At 44.3% G+C, this 16909-nt stretch carries 16 protein-coding genes; 11 read left to right on the top strand and 5 right to left on the bottom strand.

Going from position 1 to position 16909, the window contains the following annotated elements:
• Positions 1-2 precede the first annotated feature (2 nt).
• Positions 3-422: a MarR family winged helix-turn-helix transcriptional regulator gene (locus DFR59_RS10705; RefSeq protein ID WP_114745634.1), complete on the bottom strand. Its 420-nt coding sequence runs from the start codon at positions 420-422 to the stop codon at positions 3-5.
• A 200-nt stretch (positions 423-622) separates the two neighbouring features.
• Here DFR59_RS10705 and DFR59_RS10700 point away from each other — a divergent pair, with 200 nt between their 5' ends.
• The 5 genes from DFR59_RS10700 to DFR59_RS10680 all read left to right on the top strand — a co-directional run bounded on the left by DFR59_RS10700 (position 623) and on the right by DFR59_RS10680 (position 6643).
• Positions 623-1717 (top strand): PfkB family carbohydrate kinase, encoded by a 1095-nt coding sequence (locus tag DFR59_RS10700; protein ID WP_114745633.1) that lies wholly within the window; start codon positions 623-625, stop codon positions 1715-1717.
• A gap of 15 nt (positions 1718-1732) precedes the next feature.
• Complete coding sequence (locus tag DFR59_RS10695; RefSeq protein WP_114745632.1) at positions 1733-2653, top strand: pseudouridine-5'-phosphate glycosidase; 921 nt, start codon at positions 1733-1735, stop codon at positions 2651-2653.
• A 132-nt stretch (positions 2654-2785) separates the two neighbouring features.
• A complete protein-coding gene (locus DFR59_RS10690; protein ID WP_114745631.1) occupies positions 2786-4486 on the top strand; it encodes a PAS domain-containing sensor histidine kinase in 1701 nt (566 codons plus the stop codon).
• A 233-nt stretch (positions 4487-4719) separates the two neighbouring features.
• Positions 4720-6042: a lysine N(6)-hydroxylase/L-ornithine N(5)-oxygenase family protein gene (locus DFR59_RS10685; RefSeq protein WP_114745630.1), complete on the top strand. Its 1323-nt coding sequence runs from the start codon at positions 4720-4722 to the stop codon at positions 6040-6042.
• An 82-nt stretch (positions 6043-6124) separates the two neighbouring features.
• Entirely contained in the window at positions 6125-6643 is a 519-nt protein-coding gene (locus DFR59_RS10680; protein WP_114745629.1) for a type 1 glutamine amidotransferase domain-containing protein, read from the top strand.
• Between the two features lie 131 nt (positions 6644-6774).
• On the opposite strand, the gene DFR59_RS10675 is transcribed toward DFR59_RS10680, so the two are convergent.
• Positions 6775-8007, bottom strand: coding sequence for an MFS transporter (locus tag DFR59_RS10675; RefSeq protein ID WP_114745628.1), 1233 nt, complete (start codon positions 8005-8007; stop codon positions 6775-6777).
• Positions 8008-8143: 136 nt separating this feature from the next.
• Entirely contained in the window at positions 8144-8368 is a 225-nt protein-coding gene (locus tag DFR59_RS10670; protein WP_114745627.1) for a DUF1128 domain-containing protein, read from the bottom strand.
• A 225-nt stretch (positions 8369-8593) separates the two neighbouring features.
• Here DFR59_RS10670 and DFR59_RS10665 point away from each other — a divergent pair, with 225 nt between their 5' ends.
• A complete protein-coding gene (locus DFR59_RS10665; RefSeq protein WP_114745626.1) occupies positions 8594-8977 on the top strand; it encodes a YtxH domain-containing protein in 384 nt (127 codons plus the stop codon).
• A 5-nt stretch (positions 8978-8982) separates the two neighbouring features.
• Positions 8983-9822, top strand: coding sequence for a YihY/virulence factor BrkB family protein (locus tag DFR59_RS10660; protein ID WP_114745625.1), 840 nt, complete (start codon positions 8983-8985; stop codon positions 9820-9822).
• A 477-nt stretch (positions 9823-10299) separates the two neighbouring features.
• On the opposite strand, the gene DFR59_RS10655 is transcribed toward DFR59_RS10660, so the two are convergent.
• Positions 10300-12210: a heavy metal translocating P-type ATPase gene (locus DFR59_RS10655; protein ID WP_114745624.1), complete on the bottom strand. Its 1911-nt coding sequence runs from the start codon at positions 12208-12210 to the stop codon at positions 10300-10302.
• 257 nt (positions 12211-12467) lie between these two features.
• Here DFR59_RS10655 and DFR59_RS10650 point away from each other — a divergent pair, with 257 nt between their 5' ends.
• Complete coding sequence (locus tag DFR59_RS10650; protein ID WP_114745623.1) at positions 12468-12872, top strand: YidH family protein; 405 nt, start codon at positions 12468-12470, stop codon at positions 12870-12872.
• A 15-nt stretch (positions 12873-12887) separates the two neighbouring features.
• Here DFR59_RS10650 and DFR59_RS10645 read toward each other — a convergent pair whose 3' ends face one another.
• Positions 12888-14081 (bottom strand): MFS transporter, encoded by a 1194-nt coding sequence (locus DFR59_RS10645; RefSeq protein ID WP_114745622.1) that lies wholly within the window; start codon positions 14079-14081, stop codon positions 12888-12890.
• Positions 14082-14202: 121 nt separating this feature from the next.
• Between DFR59_RS10645 and DFR59_RS10640 the strand changes: the two genes are divergently transcribed.
• The 3 genes from DFR59_RS10640 to DFR59_RS10630 all read left to right on the top strand — a co-directional run bounded on the left by DFR59_RS10640 (position 14203) and on the right by DFR59_RS10630 (position 16883).
• Positions 14203-14586, top strand: a complete 384-nt coding sequence (locus DFR59_RS10640; RefSeq protein WP_114745621.1) for an OsmC family protein — start codon at positions 14203-14205, stop codon at positions 14584-14586.
• Positions 14587-14652: 66 nt separating this feature from the next.
• Positions 14653-15711: a calcium/proton exchanger gene (gene cax, locus DFR59_RS10635; protein WP_114745620.1), complete on the top strand. Its 1059-nt coding sequence runs from the start codon at positions 14653-14655 to the stop codon at positions 15709-15711.
• Between the two features lie 365 nt (positions 15712-16076).
• A complete protein-coding gene (locus DFR59_RS10630; RefSeq protein ID WP_114745619.1) occupies positions 16077-16883 on the top strand; it encodes a YfkD famly protein in 807 nt (268 codons plus the stop codon).
• Positions 16884-16909 lie beyond the last annotated feature (26 nt).

The following is a 16909-nucleotide window of genomic DNA, read 5'->3' as shown; positions in this document are numbered from 1 at the left end:
TCCTAGTTGTTTAAGCGGTTCATGATGATATGTACCGTTTCAAGTGTGGATTTCTGCTGATCTTCTGATACGTCCTTCAGCATTTCGGCTTCAAATTCCCTGACCGATTGAACCCATTCAGGAAACGCCTGCAAAGCTTTATCTGTAAGAGAAACGACTTTTTCTCTTTTATCCTTGCCAGGACTGCGCTCAATCCACCCGAACGATTCCAGACGGGCAAGCGTCCGGGTGATGGTTGGAGCCTCAACTCCTAGATAGTGGGCCAATTCCGCCTGGGTGCAGCGGTCGATTTGCTTCAAGCGGTATAGAATCGTCCATTGGCTGCTGTAGATGCCATGAACGGCCAATTTATCATTCAATGCTTTCGATAAATAACGCGTCAACTGATGTAGTTGATGGAAAAAGGCATGCTGATCTGTCATGAAAAGACTCCTTTGGTTAATTAGTTACCTAGGTAACTATATCCCAAAAACTGCGTCGTGTCCAACTATTTTTCGGTTTATTAACCTCATTGAATTCTCACTTAAATGAAATTTTAGAAAAGAAAGTATTGTAAGCGCTTAAACAAATGTTTATGATATAGACAAGTGTTGATTTGGCGTTAAGGGGATGGGGAGAAAAAATGAATGAAAAAGAAAAGCTTCTGCTGGAGATGATTGAGAACAATCCGTTCATCAGCCAGGCAGAGCTTGCAGAGAAAGCACAGTTATCCCGATCAGCTGTTGCTGGCTATATATCTTCATTGGTTAAATCGGGGAAAATATTGGGGAGAGCCTACATACTTCCAAAGAAATCAGGGGTCGTCTGCATCGGCGGAGCTATTGTAGACAGAAAAATGAAAGTGGAATCGAATCTGGTATTCGGCACATCGAATCCTGTTGCTACGAGCTTCTCATGCGGAGGGGTAGCGAGGAATATCGCAGAAAACCTTGGCAGGATGGGTGTTCCGACATCCCTCATGACCATTATCGGGGACGATCATGAAGGACAGTGGCTTTTGGAACAGACGAAGCCTTATGTCGAGATGACATCTGCGATGATGGTTCCGAATGAAACGACGGGTACGTATTCAGCTGTTCTGACCGAAAAAGGCGAGATGGCAGTAGCGCTTGCCGATATGAATATCAATGATCGAGTCGACACCGGCTTCATTGAAAAAAGATGGGCTCAGATTTCGGCAGCTGACATGGTGCTTGTCGATACTAATTTCACAGAGGATGTCATCGCCTATATTGTCAGAAGATGCAAGCAGGAAGGAATCAAGCTTGCGATCGCTCCGGTTTCTTCTCCAAAAGTGAAGAAGCTCCCGGCATCACTTGAGGGAGTGGCCTGGTATATTTCAAACCGTGATGAAGCAGAGGAACTTACAGGGATGAAAATCACCACTGATGGGGATTACTTCAAAGCTGCGGAAAAAATTATCCGAAAAGGTGCGGAAATAGCGGTCATTACAAGAGGCGAAGAAGGCCTTGTATATTACTCGAAGTCAGGGGAGGCTGGCGTTCTGCTTGCACCTGAAATTGATGTAGAGGAAGTGACGGGTGCAGGGGATGCGCTTGTTGCAGGTATTCTTTATGGGTGCACCAACCACTTAAGAATAGAAGATGCATGCAAAATCGGGATGGCAGCATCCGTCATCGCCCTTCAATCGGAAGAGACCGTTTCACCGGCATTAAATAAACAAAAACTTCAAGAGACATATAAAAAGTATTTTTAGAGGAGAGGAAACATCATGAATTTTGAAAAATGGCTCGAATACTCAGAAGAAGTAATGCAGGCAAAAGAAAGCGGAAAAGCGATTGTAGCACTTGAATCAACGATTATCTCCCATGGGATGCCATATCCGCAGAACGTCGAGACGACGAAAGAGGTAGAAGAGATCATCCGCAGTCAAGGTGCGGTGCCAGCGACCATTGCCATCATTAACGGGAAAATCAAAATCGGTCTGACAGAAGATGAAATCGAATTTCTGGCACAAAGCAATGAAGTGGAAAAAGCGAGCCGCCGGGATCTTCCATATTTGCTTGCATCCAAGAAGCATGGGGCCACAACAGTTGCTGCTACAATGATTTGTGCCAATCTTGCCGGCATCGATGTGTTTGTCACAGGAGGAATTGGCGGGGTCCATCGTGAAGCAGAAACGACAATGGATATCTCAGCAGACCTTCAAGAGCTTGCGCAGACAAATGTCGCTGTCGTCTGTGCGGGGGCGAAATCAATCCTTGATATCGGATTGACGCTTGAGTATCTGGAGACGCATGGTGTACCAGTGGTTGGATTTGAAACGGATACCCTTCCTGCTTTTTATACAAGAACAAGTCCGTTCAGCGTGAATTTCAAAGTGGACAGCACAGAGGAAATGGCGGCTATGATTGCTGCCAAGCGCGACTTGCAGCTTGATGGGGGAGTCGTCATTGCAAACCCGATTCCGGAAGAAGATGCACTTGAAGAAAGCTTCATTACTTCTGTGATTGAAGCGGCATTGGCAGAAGCGAAGCAGCAAGGAATTGCCGGGAAAGCTGTCACCCCATTCCTTTTAGGGAAAGTGAAAGAATTGACAGACGGCAAGAGCTTGACGGCTAATATCGCCTTGGTGAAAAACAATGCGAAAGTCGGGGCAGGAATCGCAGTACAATTAAATGAAATTTCTTAATACATCATTGGACCGAGCCTTTCTTAGAGTGCTCGGTTCTTTTATTTGGATTGTCGAAATATTACGGAAAATTGAAAAGGATTAATGGTATTCCTGTCGAATTTAGATAATAAAGAAAAGAGGTGAAGGGAAATGCAGAAAACTGTGCGAAGTGATATGACTGATGTATTGCTCAATCATATCCCGCATCCAGCGATTTTGATGAAGAAGGATGGGACCATTACCGCTTCCAATCAAATTTTTAAGGAATTGATTGGACATGGAGCAATATCATCGAAGGACTTGAAAAAATACATCGAAGAATCGTTATCATCTGCAAAATCCGAGTTTTCCATCTCCTTAATCAGCCTCCGGACTACATTAATCATTGAAAAAAATGCAGCAGAAGATAGTTTCTTTGGAAAATTCATCATGCATTCTCTTAGCCGCAGCGCTGGAGAAAGTAAGTTTTCAATGTTCATCCAACACTATCCTGATGCTATTTTTTATCTGAATCTGGAAGGTGAAATCACCAGACAGAATCTATCTGCTAAAAGATTTACCCATAGTTTTGGAAAAGAACGGGAAGTAAACGTCCCATTAACCAAATTCATCCTTGAAGAGGATCATGAAATACATAATCGAATGATGAAGCAAACATTCAGTTTGAATCGTATGCCGGTTCTTCTAAGGATGAGAGACAGCGAAAACGAGATTCACCTTCTTGAAGTGAGCTATATTCCGCGTATTGAAAACGATCAGTATGCAGGGGTTTATGTCATCGGCCAGGATAAGACGCAGCGCCTGTTGATAGAGGATGAGTTGAAAGAAGTAAGAGTCCTGCTGGAATCATACTTTCAGAATGCGGAGAAGAGCAGCTGCATCCTTGATGAAAATGGCTATATCCTTAAAGCGAATACGGCATTTGAACAAATGGTCGGCAGGACAAAAAACGAATTGATCGGCTATTCCTTAAGTCATATTCAAAGATGCGGGGATTGCCTGGATTTTAACTCCCAACTGTACCGTGTGAGAGATCGGGAGTATATTACTGGATTTGAAACAAACGTATATGATAAACAGGGAAATAAAAAAATTATTTCTATGTCTTTCAGTCCTATGCTCGGCAAAAAAGGCAGAGTGATCGGGATGCTGGTGGGACTTGAAGATATCACATCTGAAAAGCAGACAGAGGATCTCTTGAAAAAATCCGAACAGCTGGCACTGATTGGGCAGCTCGCCGCAGGTGTGGCGCATGAAATTAGAAATCCTTTGACTACTTTGAAAGGGTTTATGCAGCTCCTACGTGAAGAAATGACGCAGCGGGCATATTTTGACGTCATTCTGGATGAATTGCAGAGAATCGAATTGATTACAGGTGAATTTCTTTCTCTTGCCAAGCCCCATTCCATTCACTTCAAACAATGCTCCATAAATAAACTATTATTTGAGGTAGCGGAATTCATCAACATCGAATGTTTAAAAAATAATGTCACCCTCGAGGTGCATGTTCATGAATTTATGGAAGTGATGTGCGACATTCACCAGTTGAAGCAGGTGCTCCTCAACATCATGAAAAATGCACTTGAAGCGATGCCAAAAGGTGGAGAACTGAACATTCATCTCAAAAGGTATGAACAGATGGCCATCATCCAAGTGAAAGACTCCGGCATCGGCATTCCAGAGCATCGATTAAAGCATCTAGGCGAGCCGTTTTATAGTACAAAAGAAAAAGGAACTGGACTTGGACTGATGATTTCAAATAAAATCATCAAGGAACATAAAGGGAATTTTGTTATTGAAAGCATTGAAGGAGAAGGAACGTCTGTCATCCTGGAATTGCCCCTGGTTTAAGCAGGAATGTCGAAAAAATATTCGACATTCTTTTTTTATGCCCTAAACGGGAAATCCTTATCATTTCTCGGGAAATGATAGAAAAAGGTGTGTTTAATCAAACGTTTGATGAACGTTTATTTGACAAGGTTCGTTCATATTCTCCTTTTCGTCCATGCTTAAGGAGAGAAGCTTTGGGGTATATTTGGGGAAATGAATTCAATTTTTCTTACTAAAAAGGAGCGTTCAGTTTGATGGAGAGAAAAGAAATAATAGATATTATCGGGATAGGGATTGGGCCTTTCAATCTGGGGCTTGCTGCTTTATTGGAAGATACAGAAATAAAAGCAGAATTCTTTGATCAATCTCCGGAGTTTAAATGGCATCCCGGAATGTTGATTGACGGCACTGATTTACAAGTGCCGATCATAGCGGATCTAGTCACATTTGCCAATCCACAAAGCAAGTTCACATTTTTAAATTACCTTCATACAAAAAACAGGTTATATAAATTTTTCTTTTTTAATCAAATGGAAATTCCCCGCAAGGAATACAATGCCTATGCAAGATGGGTGGTCAGCCAGTTGGATTTCTGCCACTTCGGGAAGCGGGTCATCGACGTCATGGATCGAAAAGACAGCACTATGCCGCATTATGAGGTAATCATTGAGAATTGTGAAAGCGGTGAAAGGGAAAAATGGAAAGCGAAGCATATCGTTCTTGGTACAGGAAGTACGCCGCTTGTGCCGGAAGGATTGACAGGGATGCCGGAAGAAGACGTTTTTCATTCGAGCCAATTCCTCTATCGGAAAGCCGAGACGCAAAAAGCAGGATCCATTACAGTCATTGGCTCGGGCCAAAGTGCAGCTGAAATCTTCCTCACTCTTTTAAAAGAGCAAGAGGATCATGATTATCATTTAACATGGTTTACAAGGTCGGATGGGATGCTGCAGCTGGAATCATCGAAGTTAGGACAGGAGTTGTTTTCACCTGACTACATCGATTTCTTTCATGAATTGCCCCTGGATCAGCGCATGGAAGCACTCACGACGTTAAAGTATCTTCGAAATGGGGTGGAGCCTGCAACATTGGGTGAAATCTACGATACGCTTTATCATTATTCTTCTGATGAAGAAAAGAATGATATCATCATCCAGCCTGCCACAGAGGTGAAAAGCATCGAAGAATCAGACGGTGCGTATTCGTTGACCTGTGAGCAGAAGCGCGATGGTTATGAGTTTAAATACCCTTCCGAAAAAGTCGTGATGGCAACGGGCTATAAACCGAATATCCCAGCCTGGTTCAATGACCATTTTAAGAAGCAGATCGTCTGGGAGGATGAAGAGAAAACCAAGTTTAAAGTAACAAGGGACTACCGGCTTGTTTTTAAAGAAGACCGGGAAAATCTCTTCTTTACCTTGACCAATTTGGAGCATTCCCACGGGTCTGCGGCCACACATCTTGGATTGTCTGTCGAGCGCAATATCAACATCATTAATGCGATTGCCGGAAAAGAAATTTACAAAAATCATCAGGATACTGTATTTTCTCAGTTCTCCATGAATGTGCAAAAGTAAGTTTTAAATTTTTCTTAGAGGGAAACATCTAACATATGTGCTACATTAACTACATTTCAAATTCAAAAAGGAGTTGGACGAATTGAGTAAGAAAATTGCAGTTGTAGTAACGGATATGTTTGAGGACTCAGAATATACTGGACCGGCGGATGCCTTCAAAGAAGCGGGGCATGAAGTCGTAAATATTGAAAAGGAAAAAGGCAAGACGGTAAAAGGAAAGCAAGGAGATGCGGAGGTTTCCATCGACCTTTCCATTGACGACGCGAAAGCTTCAGATTTTGATGCATTATTGATTCCAGGAGGATTTTCACCTGATCAGCTTCGCGACGACGAGCGCTTTGTCAAATTCGCAAAATCCTTCATGGATGATAAGAAGCCGGTATTCGCAATCTGCCACGGACCACAGCTTCTAATCACATCGAAAACACTGGAAGGCCGCGACGCAACAGGCTATAATTCCATCAAAGTGGACATGGAGTATGCAGGAGCGAAATATGCAGACAAAGAAGTCGTTGTCTGCCAGAACCAGCTCGTGACAAGCCGTACACCAGACGATATCCCTGCATTCAACCGAGAAGCACTTAAATTGCTTAGCGAATAATACGCAATGAGAAGAGCAGGCACGATCCCTATGGGATGTGCCTGCTTTTTTGGTGTGATGATATATGACGCGTGCCTGGTTTTTCAGCGAGTTGCACTTATTTGCAAGTTCCCTCGGGAAAACGCATAATTTCAAAACTCCCGCAGAGCTCTTCCTTTCCATATAAGAAGCAAGCTAAAGGCAGCGAGCACGAATCCGCCAACAACCAGCAGTTTTTCGATCTGAATGCCTGCTGAAAGAAAGGCAGAAACACCTGCATAGGATAGGGGGATGAATCCCATTGAAACGGTGCTTGTAAGGCTCATTACCCGACCCATTTTAGAAGGATCAGTCTGCTCCTGTATCATGCTGGCGACCATAATGTTGATGCCTGCAATGCAAATGCCGATCAGAAACATCACTACAGCTGCAACCCAAAGGCGGCTCGAAACATTGACGGATAGCATTCCTGCTCCTTCAAGTAAGATTAGGCATATAACTAATTTCCCTCTAGCCCGCCGTACATTAAGCAGCCCCATCAATAACGCTCCAGCCAGCATCCCTGCTGCAAATCCACTTTGAATGATGCTCAGTTCGACAGCTTTACCGCCAAATCGCTCATCAACCAAGATCGGAATGCTGAGCATGAGAGGTCCGATAAAGAATAAATTTACGATTATGAACGTTATCATGAATGTCAAAAGCAAGGGAGAGGCTTTGACGTAAACCAATCCTTCCTTTAGGTTTCTGAGTACATTGTTCTGCGACTTTACCTCATGAGACCTTGTGTCTTTCAATTTCCGAATAATCATGCTTCCCACTGCAAGTGAGGCAGCCAGAATCAAGAATACCCATTTGAAAGAGAACGCTGTCAACAACAAAGCACCTGCCATCGGCCCCAATAATGTAGAAATTTGATTGGTCGTTTGTATAATGGAGTTGGCACGTGTAAGGTGTTGTTGATGAACGATGCTTGGGAGAATGGAATCCCTTGATGGCCAAAAGAATGCGTCAATGGAGCCAAATGTAAAAGCACAGGCAAGCAGTGCCCAAAAAGTTAGGGAGTGCTGCCAAACGAGGTATGCCATCAAAATAAGAATCAACGCCCGAACAAAAAGTGAAACGAAAACGACTTTCGCCCGGTTGGCATAATCAGCAAGAACACCTCCTAATGCCATAAACAGAACCCTCGGAACAGTCGTAGCGGTGAGGATATAGCCAAGGGAGGCAGGGGCATTCAGTGATTTCACCACGTACCACTGTTCACAAAGAATATATATTGAAATGGACAAACCGGAAAAGATGCTCGTGATCCAAATCAGCAAAAACTTTGCATTCCGAAAAAGATTTTGTTGTATTTTTACAGCCTGCGTGAAAGGTTCCATTATTTTTCTCCTTTTGTCCTGGATAACTAATTAGCCAATCATCTAATTAGGTGATTATCTAAATAGTACCGAATAAAGGAAAAAATTTCAATAAAAAAAAGAAGCCTTATAATAACCGGCTCCTCTTCATGTCTTATTATTTTTTGCGGAGATTACCAAGCTCTTCTGCAATGGCCTGCATTTCGCTTGGGCTGAAATTGTCTTTTCTAGAAACCATTGTGTACAAGTCGTGAAGATCTTCATACATTTCCTCATCAACATGACCGGGTTTGATCGCACCCACATTGACCATGCGCAGCTTTGTCTTAATGACATCAACCATATACTCAATATTCTCTGCAGACTTCACTGAAAGATCCATATACTCCATCCTTTCGCTCTCTAACTGATTCTTTTATCTTTCCACGATTCCCGAAGATTGTCAATCAGCGGGACAGTGGGGACAGGTTCCTTGTCCCAATTTTAAACAGGTGAATGACGGAAGGAGATATGGTGGAAATTACTTTAGAAGGTTTTAAAATCAAGATAAAAGGTAAAGTAAAGAAATAACTTGTATAGAGAACTTTTTTAATTGGAGGATTGTCCTATGGGAAAAAATAAGTTTTTTACTGGAATGCTGGTTGGTGCAGTGGCAGGAGGTCTTGTCACTTTGTTTGATCGCTCTACGAGGGAGTCCGTATCTACCTCGCTTAAAAACGGAGGCCAAAAGGTGTGGGATTCAGTGAGCAACCCGCAGGAACTGCTTGCACAATCAAAGGAGATTTACACCAAGTCTTCTGCAGCCCTTCAACAAATGAAAGATGATCTTCAATATATTAATGAAACCGTAGAGGAAGTAAAAAAACTGACGCCTAGAATCAAAAGAATGGTGACCGAAACGAAGGATACATTTGAACATTCCGCAGAAAAATATAAAGAAGTGCTGGTTGAAGACCATGTGGAAAACAACAACGAATATACAGGATCGTGAACGGGATGAAAAAAAGAGAACGGTTCAACAAGTCTTTTTTCAAATCCCTGTTCGCTAATATTAAAGAAGATGACGTAACAGGATTGGCGGCTGAGCTATCGTACTTTTTCCTCTTATCTTTGTTTCCGCTGCTCATTTTCCTTTTCACTCTGCTTCCTTACTTGCCAATTTCGCAGGAAGACATTTTGAATTTCATAAGTGACTACGCTCCGGGAGAGACGATGAAATTGATTGAGGGGAATTTGACAGATATCATGAATAATCGCAGCGGGGGGCTCCTATCATTCGGGATCATTGCCACGATCTGGTCTGCATCCAACGGAATGAAGGCGGTCGTTAAAGCATTGAACCGAGCATATAATGTGGATGAAACCCGATCCTATTTGGTGGCTAGAGGGATGTCCATCTTTTTGACATTCGGCATGATCATCGTTTTTATGGTCGCGCTTTTGCTGCCGGTGTTTGGCAAGCAGATTGGCATGTACGTCTTTTCGCACCTCGGCATTTCCGGATTTTTCGTCAGTATTTGGAACGCGCTACGATTTGTCATCAGTGCCATTATTCTTTTCATCATATTTGTGGGCATTTATTATTTCGCCCCGAGTGAAAAAATCAGGTGCCTCACAGCAGTGCCCGGCGCTATTGTAGCAACAATCGGTTGGGTGCTTGTGTCGCTCGCATTTTCATTCTATGTTGGAAGCTTCGGAAATTACTCAAATACATATGGAAGCATCGGGAGCATCATTGTCCTGATGGTGTGGCTGTTCCTGTCCGGCCTCATGCTCATTCTCGGAGGCGAAGTGAACGCGCAATTCCATAAAAAGAAGGGCAGCACCTGCGACTAGGCTGCCGATAATTACCGTACAACCTTCCGGGAATTCTGAGCAAACTAACGGGGTGACACAATACTTCAATTATGGAGGTCATCCACATGACAAAGCAGACTAAAAAAGATGGCGGAACTAAGCAAAACAGCAAGCAAAAGCCAAAAGGCAAGACATCCGGCTCTGCCAACGGGCAAAATGGCTATCACTAAATAATGGAGAAGCGGCTATTCCTTGGGATGGCCGCTTTTTTGATGGGACTGGTGTGCGATGGTGTGCGTTTGGGAGGGGTTATGCGCCAGATTATGCCGCTTATGCGCGAAAGTGATCAGCTTATGCGCCAGAAACTGAAGCTTATAAGCGAAAAGTCAGTCCCTTTGCGCGAGAATGACCCTCTTATGCGCCACTCGACCTCAGCCCCCAGTCCCCAGCATCGGCGCAGAAATTACACCACTTGTATCCAAAAAAAGACAGCCCCACCCAGGAGCTATCTTCCATTTATCGAAGCAATCGCAGACTATTCAAGATGACCAAAATCGTGCTTCCTTCGTGTCCGATGACCCCGTATGGCAAGTCGAGGAACTGCAGGAAGTTGGAGGCGATAAGCAGCATGATGACAGAAATGGAGAAAATGACATTCTGCTTGACGATGCGGTTCATCCGCTTGGAAATCGAGATGGCTTCCGCGATGCGGGTCAAGTCATTTTTCATCAGAACGACATCGGCTGTCTCGAGTGCGACATCCGTTCCTTCTCCCATGGCAATTCCGACGTTCGCCGTTGCAAGGGCAGGTGCATCATTGATTCCATCGCCAACCATGGCAACGGAAGCGAATCGACTCATCAATTTCTTCAATTCATCCACTTTCATATCCGGGAGGCATTCCGCCACATACTGATCGACGTGTGCTTCTGATGCGATGGCTTTCGCCGTGGCTTCACTGTCGCCTGTCAGCATGATCGTGTAGATATCCTGCTTTTTCAATAGGTCTAATGCTTTCACGGTAATGTCGCGAACCGTATCTTTCAACGCGAGGATCGCAGCAATTCCTTCTTCATTTGCAGCATAGACAATGGTTTTTCCCTCATGAGCAAGCTTAGCTGCAGCCCCTTCTGCAAAGGCACCCGCTTCTTCTTTCCCAACGAATTCAGCTTTTCCGATTTTCCACTCGACTCCGTTCAAGACCGCTCTGACACCCCATCCTGAAACATCTTCAATGGACTCAGGCTGTTTCAATACAGCGCCCCCGTCTTTCACATGAGTGACGATAGCTTGGGCCAAAGGGTGGTTGGAGTGGCTCTCGATGGAAGCTGCAGCAGCAAGGACCTCATCTGCATTCAATCCTTCACGGACAATCACATCGGTCACTTCTGGCTTGCCTTTGGTCAGCGTACCGGTTTTATCGAAGGCGATTGCTTTAAGGTTGCTCAAATTTTCTAAGTGCGCCCCGCCTTTAAACAGAATCCCATGGCGGGCGCCGTTGGAAATCGCTGATAGCGTTGCCGGCATGATGGACGCCACAAGTGCACATGGCGAGGCAACAACCAAGAGAATCATAGCCCGGTAAAACGTTTCTTTCCAGCTCCAATCCAAGGCAAAGTGTGGAACGAACATCATTAGGAATACAGCTACAAGAACGATTTTGACGTAAGTTCCTTCGAAGCGTTCAATGAACAGCTGGGAAGGGGACTTTTCGCTTTGAGCCGACTGGACAAGCTGGATGATTTTTTGGAAAAGGGTTTCATCCGAAGCTTTCGTAATTTCAACGACCACAGATCCCGTGATATTGACTGTTCCTGCGAAAACGTTTTCTTTAAGAGACTTTGAAACAGGGAGGGATTCTCCCGTAATGGCAGCTTCATCGATGGTTGTCTGCCCCTTGATGATCGATCCATCAGAAGGGATGCGTTCCCCCGGTTTCACTAATATTTTGTCCCCGATGGAAAGCTCAGAAACATTGACGCGGCGTTCTTCATCTCCATCGAGCAATGTCGCTTCTTCTGGCTGAAGATCCATGAGGGAGGATATTTCTTTCTGGCTTTTGTTCATCGTGTAAGTTTCAAGGGCTCCGCTGACCGCAAAAATGAAAATGAGGATGGCGCCTTCTGTCCAATAGCCGATGATGGCTGAACCGATGGCGGCAAATACCATAAGCATTTCCACATTGAGTTCTTTGTTTTCAATCGTTTCTTCGATGCCTTCCTTTGCCTTGGCGTATCCACCGATTATAAATGCTAATATAAAGAGCGGGATGGCAAGTTCTGAATCTTGCTTTTGCAGGAGCCATCCGGAAAGAATGAGCACACCGCTGAACAGGGCGGCAGCCAGTTCGGCATGGGGCTTTATCTTTTCGAGAAAGGATGGAGATGACGGCTGTTTCATTGAGAATGCTTTGGCATTTGAACTCATACGAAAGACCTCCTTGGATTCTAATTGAGAAAAATAATCAACATCAATTGCCTTATTAAATGACGAAAGCTGCCATCTCGGGGATGACAGCATGAATAGCTGAAGTTGCTTTTTTAAAATAATTATTAAATAAAAATCGTTTAAAGACATATTACCATATTAATGTATGAGTTGAAAAGGGAAACGTCACCTAAAATAAATTAGATTGAAGGCATGCTGCCGGCATACTAAAATGGATATAGAAAGCAGGTGATGAAATGGCGCAGGAAGGAAAAGAACAAGCTGCACAGAAAGTAATAGAACCCACCATTGATTCCAAATACATACAGCAGCATCTAGCCAACGAACGGACCTACCTTGCCTGGATTCGGACGGCTATTGCGGTAATCGGGGTAGGCTTTCTGATTACGAACCTCCACTTTTCATTGAAGTCGTCCTTTACGATTGCTGGCGACGTCATCGCCAACATGATCGGTGCACTCTCCGTCATTTTCGGCATTTTTACCATTTTATTTTCGACGATAAGCTATTTTAGAAAACTAAGGGACATCAACCAACAGACGTTCAGAGCGTCAAGGATCCCCGTGGTCATTCTGACGATTTTGCTGATGATGGTCATTTGTATTTTCGCCTATTATCTCTTTTCCATAACATTTAGATGAAAAATGCGGACTCTGTTAGGAGCCCGCATTTTTTGTGTTCGCCATGAATCTATTTTGGTTTGCTTTTTTTCCTGCAAAAGTGATGAAGATGAATATGCCGAACAACAGGAAGCTGATGATATGAAAGAAACTCACCGACGGCACATATTGTATGAAGAATCCTCCGATATATGGGCCGGTCAGACTGCCGATGCTGAAGGCTATTCCGCAAAGCAGGTTCCCGGTCGGCAGGAGATTTTTCGGCATGAGGTCAGTCATGTAGCTGATGCCAAGGGAAAAAGTAGAGCCTACGACCATTCCCGCGAAAAATAAGCAAAGGGACAAGTAAAGCACTGAGTTTTCCAGGAAGCTTGCGCCCATAAAGCTTAAGAACCCAATGAACAATATGGCGATCAAAGTATTACGGCGGCCATATTTATCACTGAGGATCCCTAGGGGAAGCTGAAAAACAATCCCGCCGACAGCAAAGGATGTGAGCAGGATGGAGACGCTGCTGACATCCAGCCCGATTCTTAGTCCATAAACCGGAAAGCTTCCGTTTAAAGAAGCTTCAAGGAAGCCATAGCCAAGCGGCGGGAGGAAGGCGATCCACCCATATTTAAAGGCTTGGGAGAAGCGTTTCATCGTTTCCAGGAAGGAATTCACTTCAATCGACTGCTCCGGACGCTCATTCTTCAAGGTGAACAGGAAGAACCAAGCGAACAGGCAGAGCAGGGATGACACGACAAACGGCAAGGACGGGTTGATCTTGATGAGAGGCGCCATCAAAGGACCGGCGGCAAAACCGATTCCGAAGAACAGCCCGTATAAGGAAATGTTCCGACCTCTTGTTTTCTCGGAAGAAAAGGATGTGATCCATGTCTGTGTGGCGAAATGAAGGGCATTGTCCCCTATGCCGATCAGAAGCCGCAGGAAAAACCAGAACCAGAACGTCTTCCACAGCGGGAAAAGCATCAAGGACAGGACGACAATCCCGCCTCCAAACATAATGATCGGTTTATAGCCGTATTTCCGCAGAGGGTATTCCATAAATGGAGAGATCAGCAGGATTCCGATATAAAGAGCAGTCGCATTCAACCCGTTTAATGTAGATGAAATGCCGTCATTTTCAAAGATGATGGCGATCAATGGCAAAAGCATTCCTTGAGAGAAACCTGATATCGCAACAATGCTGACTAAAATCCAAAATCTTGTTTTAATAGAACCCATTTTGTTTTCTCCTGACGCACATAATATTCAATTTTGATGGTAACGATAATTGCTGATAATGGCAAGTTGAAATAAAATCAATTAAAATTCAGGAAAAGGGTTTTAGAGGAGGAGCATACATATGAAATATACAATGAAAGAAGGCGGCTTTTTTACAGAACTGCCATTTGGAAGATTAGATGTATCAGGAGACGAAGAATTCGGATTCAGACCGTATCAGTTATTGGTATCATCCATTGCCGTCTGCAGTGGAGGCGTCTTGAGAAAGATCCTGGAGAAGCAGCGCATGGACATCGAGGATATCGAAATCCAGACAGAAGTGAAACGAAATGAAGAAATGGCTAATCGTGTGGAAGAAGTAAACGTTCATTTCCTGATTAAAGGGAAAGACTTGAAGCCTGTAAAATTGCAAAAAGCCATGGAGTTGACGCGCAAAAACTGTTCGATGGTGCAGTCCGTCATCGGAGGCATCGAAGTGAAAGAGACATTTGAAATCGTTGAATAGCCGTTAATCAAAGCCGTTTTTGGGTATTATGAGTGTAAATGAAATTACGGAAATGAGGGGTTGGGAATGGATAAGATTTTCGGCATATTGGTGCTGATCGGGGTGCCGCTTTCGATCATCGGTTCGCTCATGCATTGGCCGAGTGTCATGATGTTTATCATTTACTGCGTGTCGATTATTGCCCTCGCCTCTTATATGGGAAGGGCGACGGAAAGCTTGGCGATTGTAGCGGGACCAAGGGTTGGCGGTCTTTTGAATGCCACATTCGGAAATGCCGTCGAGCTCATCATTTCTATTTTTGCCCTGCAGGCAGGGTTGATCGAGGTCGTTTTGGCATCACTGACAGGCTCTGTAATCGGGAACCTGCTTCTCGTAGCCGGACTCTCCTTTTTTGTCGGAGGAATCAAGTTTAAACGCCAGAAATTCAACGTATTTGATGCTCGCCATAATTCAGGTCTCTTGATGTTTGCCGTCATCGTGGCCTTCGTGATCCCAGAGATTTTTGCTATGTCGATGGACACTTCAAGCACCATCTCCTTGAGTGTTGGAATATCCATTATCTTGATTGTCCTGTATTTAGCGGCTTTGTTCTTCAAACTCGTCACGCACCGCGGCGTCTACAACAGCCAGAATGAAGAGCGGAACGGTGAGGCACATGAGGAGCCGGAATGGGGGAAAGGGAAGTCCATCCTGGTCCTGCTGATAGCGACATTGGCTGTTGCCTACATTTCTGAAAATCTTGTCCATACATTTGAAGTCGTAGCAAAAAGCTTCGGCTGGAGCGAATTGTTCATTGGGGTCATCATTGTCGCGATTGTCGGAAATGCTGCCGAGCACGCATCCGCTATCTTGATGGCTTACAAAAATAAGATGGATGTCGCTGTGGAAATTGCAGTTGGTTCAACCTTGCAGGTAGCGATGTTCGTGGCACCGGTGCTTGTCCTCATTTCCCTGTTATACAGTGAATCAATGTCGCTTATCTTTACAATTCCGGAGCTGGTATCTATGGTCACCGCCGTTCTGTTGACGGTCGTCATCGCGAACGACGGAGAGACGAACTGGTTCGAAGGGGCGACGCTGCTCGCTGCGTATGTGATTATGGGAATGGGATTTTATTTGTTGTAAATTGCGGCCGGCCCGTGGGGAGAGATTCCTTGCGGGTCATTTTTTTTGTGACACGAAAAAACGCTGCATTGAGCCTGCAGCGTTTCTTCATTTCGTTCTAAGTATAATTTTCACACGGGAAGAAGGTTTTTCGCATATCGATACACATTCCTCCTTTAAAGGTTAAGGTAATGTTTACAATGTTTACTGAAAGGACCTCCTTCCTTCTTAATAATCTGATTATACCCCATTGATTGATAATTGTAAACATTCAGAATAATATTCTTTTCCTTCAAAAAAATCCCTTTTTCGCATCAGGATAAAGTCGTGCCGCATGGAAGAAAATAAGAAAAAAATATGAACACTATGAAAGGAGAACTAACAGCATGAAATGGTACAGCTTTATTTTCACGGTCATATTTTCACTCTTCCTCATGATTACTCCTGCTTATGCAGAAAAAATGGGTAAAGCGGCCAAACCGCCGGTGAAGGTTCCCTCTTCGGTGATGAATATCGCCAAGGAAAATACGTACCCAAACTCGACGCAGGATCAGCCGTATCTGCAGCCAAGCGACTTTACGAAGCAGCTGCTGAAATCTTCTAATGTAAAAATTGAAAATCCGGACCTCATCCGCATCTTCAATGAATCCAATATCAATAAATCGCCATTCTCCATCGGTCTCCGCGCAACGATTTTCCTGGGACTATGGCCGTTGAACTATGAATCAGCGGAAACATCCCCAAATTGGGAATATCAAAAAATCAACACGAACTACTTCGACAACCGTGGAGGCAGGACGAACTATCAATTCCACTATGTACAGGAATCGCAAAAAGTCATCAAAGGCGGCCTCACAGCTAAGATTCCGAACAGTGAAGACGTCAAGAAAATGATGCTCATTAAAGCAATGGATAACACAAACCTTCCATTGTCCTTCGACACCATCGTCGGAGCCGGAACGAAAAAAGACCAAATCTACAACATCCCGCCAAAGCGACTTGGCTATCTATACGCCTACGCGCCAGCAGTCAATGAAAAAGGAAAAGTCACATACGGCGAAGTGTACCTCGTTCTAAAAGGGACAAAAAGAATCATCACCGTGAAGAATGTCACGTCCCAAGGAATCGGAGCATGGATTCCGGTTCAGGATCATGTGTCGTTTGGATTTGCGGCTACAGAGAGGCCGAGATAAGAAAAAGGGAAGCGCACCATTTGGTT

Source organism: Falsibacillus pallidus, assembly GCF_003350505.1.
Taxonomy (GTDB): domain Bacteria; phylum Bacillota; class Bacilli; order Bacillales; family DSM-25281; genus Falsibacillus; species Falsibacillus pallidus.
This window is presented reverse-complemented; position numbering and strand designations above follow the sequence as displayed.

Bases quoted from the DNA above. Each gene is read 5' to 3' on its own strand.
- DFR59_RS10705 (WP_114745634.1), bottom strand. From the start codon at position 422: ATGACAGATCAGCATGCCTTTTTCCATCAACTACATCAGTTGACGCGT.
- DFR59_RS10700 (WP_114745633.1), top strand. From the start codon at position 623: ATGAATGAAAAAGAAAAGCTTCTGCTGGAGATGATTGAGAACAATCCG.
- DFR59_RS10695 (WP_114745632.1), top strand. From the start codon at position 1,733: ATGAATTTTGAAAAATGGCTCGAATACTCAGAAGAAGTAATGCAGGCA.
- DFR59_RS10690 (WP_114745631.1), top strand. From the start codon at position 2,786: ATGCAGAAAACTGTGCGAAGTGATATGACTGATGTATTGCTCAATCAT.
- DFR59_RS10685 (WP_114745630.1), top strand. From the start codon at position 4,720: ATGGAGAGAAAAGAAATAATAGATATTATCGGGATAGGGATTGGGCCT.
- DFR59_RS10675 (WP_114745628.1), bottom strand. From the start codon at position 8,007: ATGGAACCTTTCACGCAGGCTGTAAAAATACAACAAAATCTTTTTCGG.
- DFR59_RS10670 (WP_114745627.1), bottom strand. From the start codon at position 8,368: ATGGATCTTTCAGTGAAGTCTGCAGAGAATATTGAGTATATGGTTGAT.
- DFR59_RS10665 (WP_114745626.1), top strand. From the start codon at position 8,594: ATGGGAAAAAATAAGTTTTTTACTGGAATGCTGGTTGGTGCAGTGGCA.
- DFR59_RS10660 (WP_114745625.1), top strand. From the start codon at position 8,983: ATGAAAAAAAGAGAACGGTTCAACAAGTCTTTTTTCAAATCCCTGTTC.
- DFR59_RS10655 (WP_114745624.1), bottom strand. From the start codon at position 12,210: ATGAGTTCAAATGCCAAAGCATTCTCAATGAAACAGCCGTCATCTCCA.
- DFR59_RS10650 (WP_114745623.1), top strand. From the start codon at position 12,468: ATGGCGCAGGAAGGAAAAGAACAAGCTGCACAGAAAGTAATAGAACCC.
- DFR59_RS10645 (WP_114745622.1), bottom strand. From the start codon at position 14,081: ATGGGTTCTATTAAAACAAGATTTTGGATTTTAGTCAGCATTGTTGCG.
- DFR59_RS10640 (WP_114745621.1), top strand. From the start codon at position 14,203: ATGAAATATACAATGAAAGAAGGCGGCTTTTTTACAGAACTGCCATTT.
- cax (WP_114745620.1), top strand. From the start codon at position 14,653: ATGGATAAGATTTTCGGCATATTGGTGCTGATCGGGGTGCCGCTTTCG.
- DFR59_RS10630 (WP_114745619.1), top strand. From the start codon at position 16,077: ATGAAATGGTACAGCTTTATTTTCACGGTCATATTTTCACTCTTCCTC.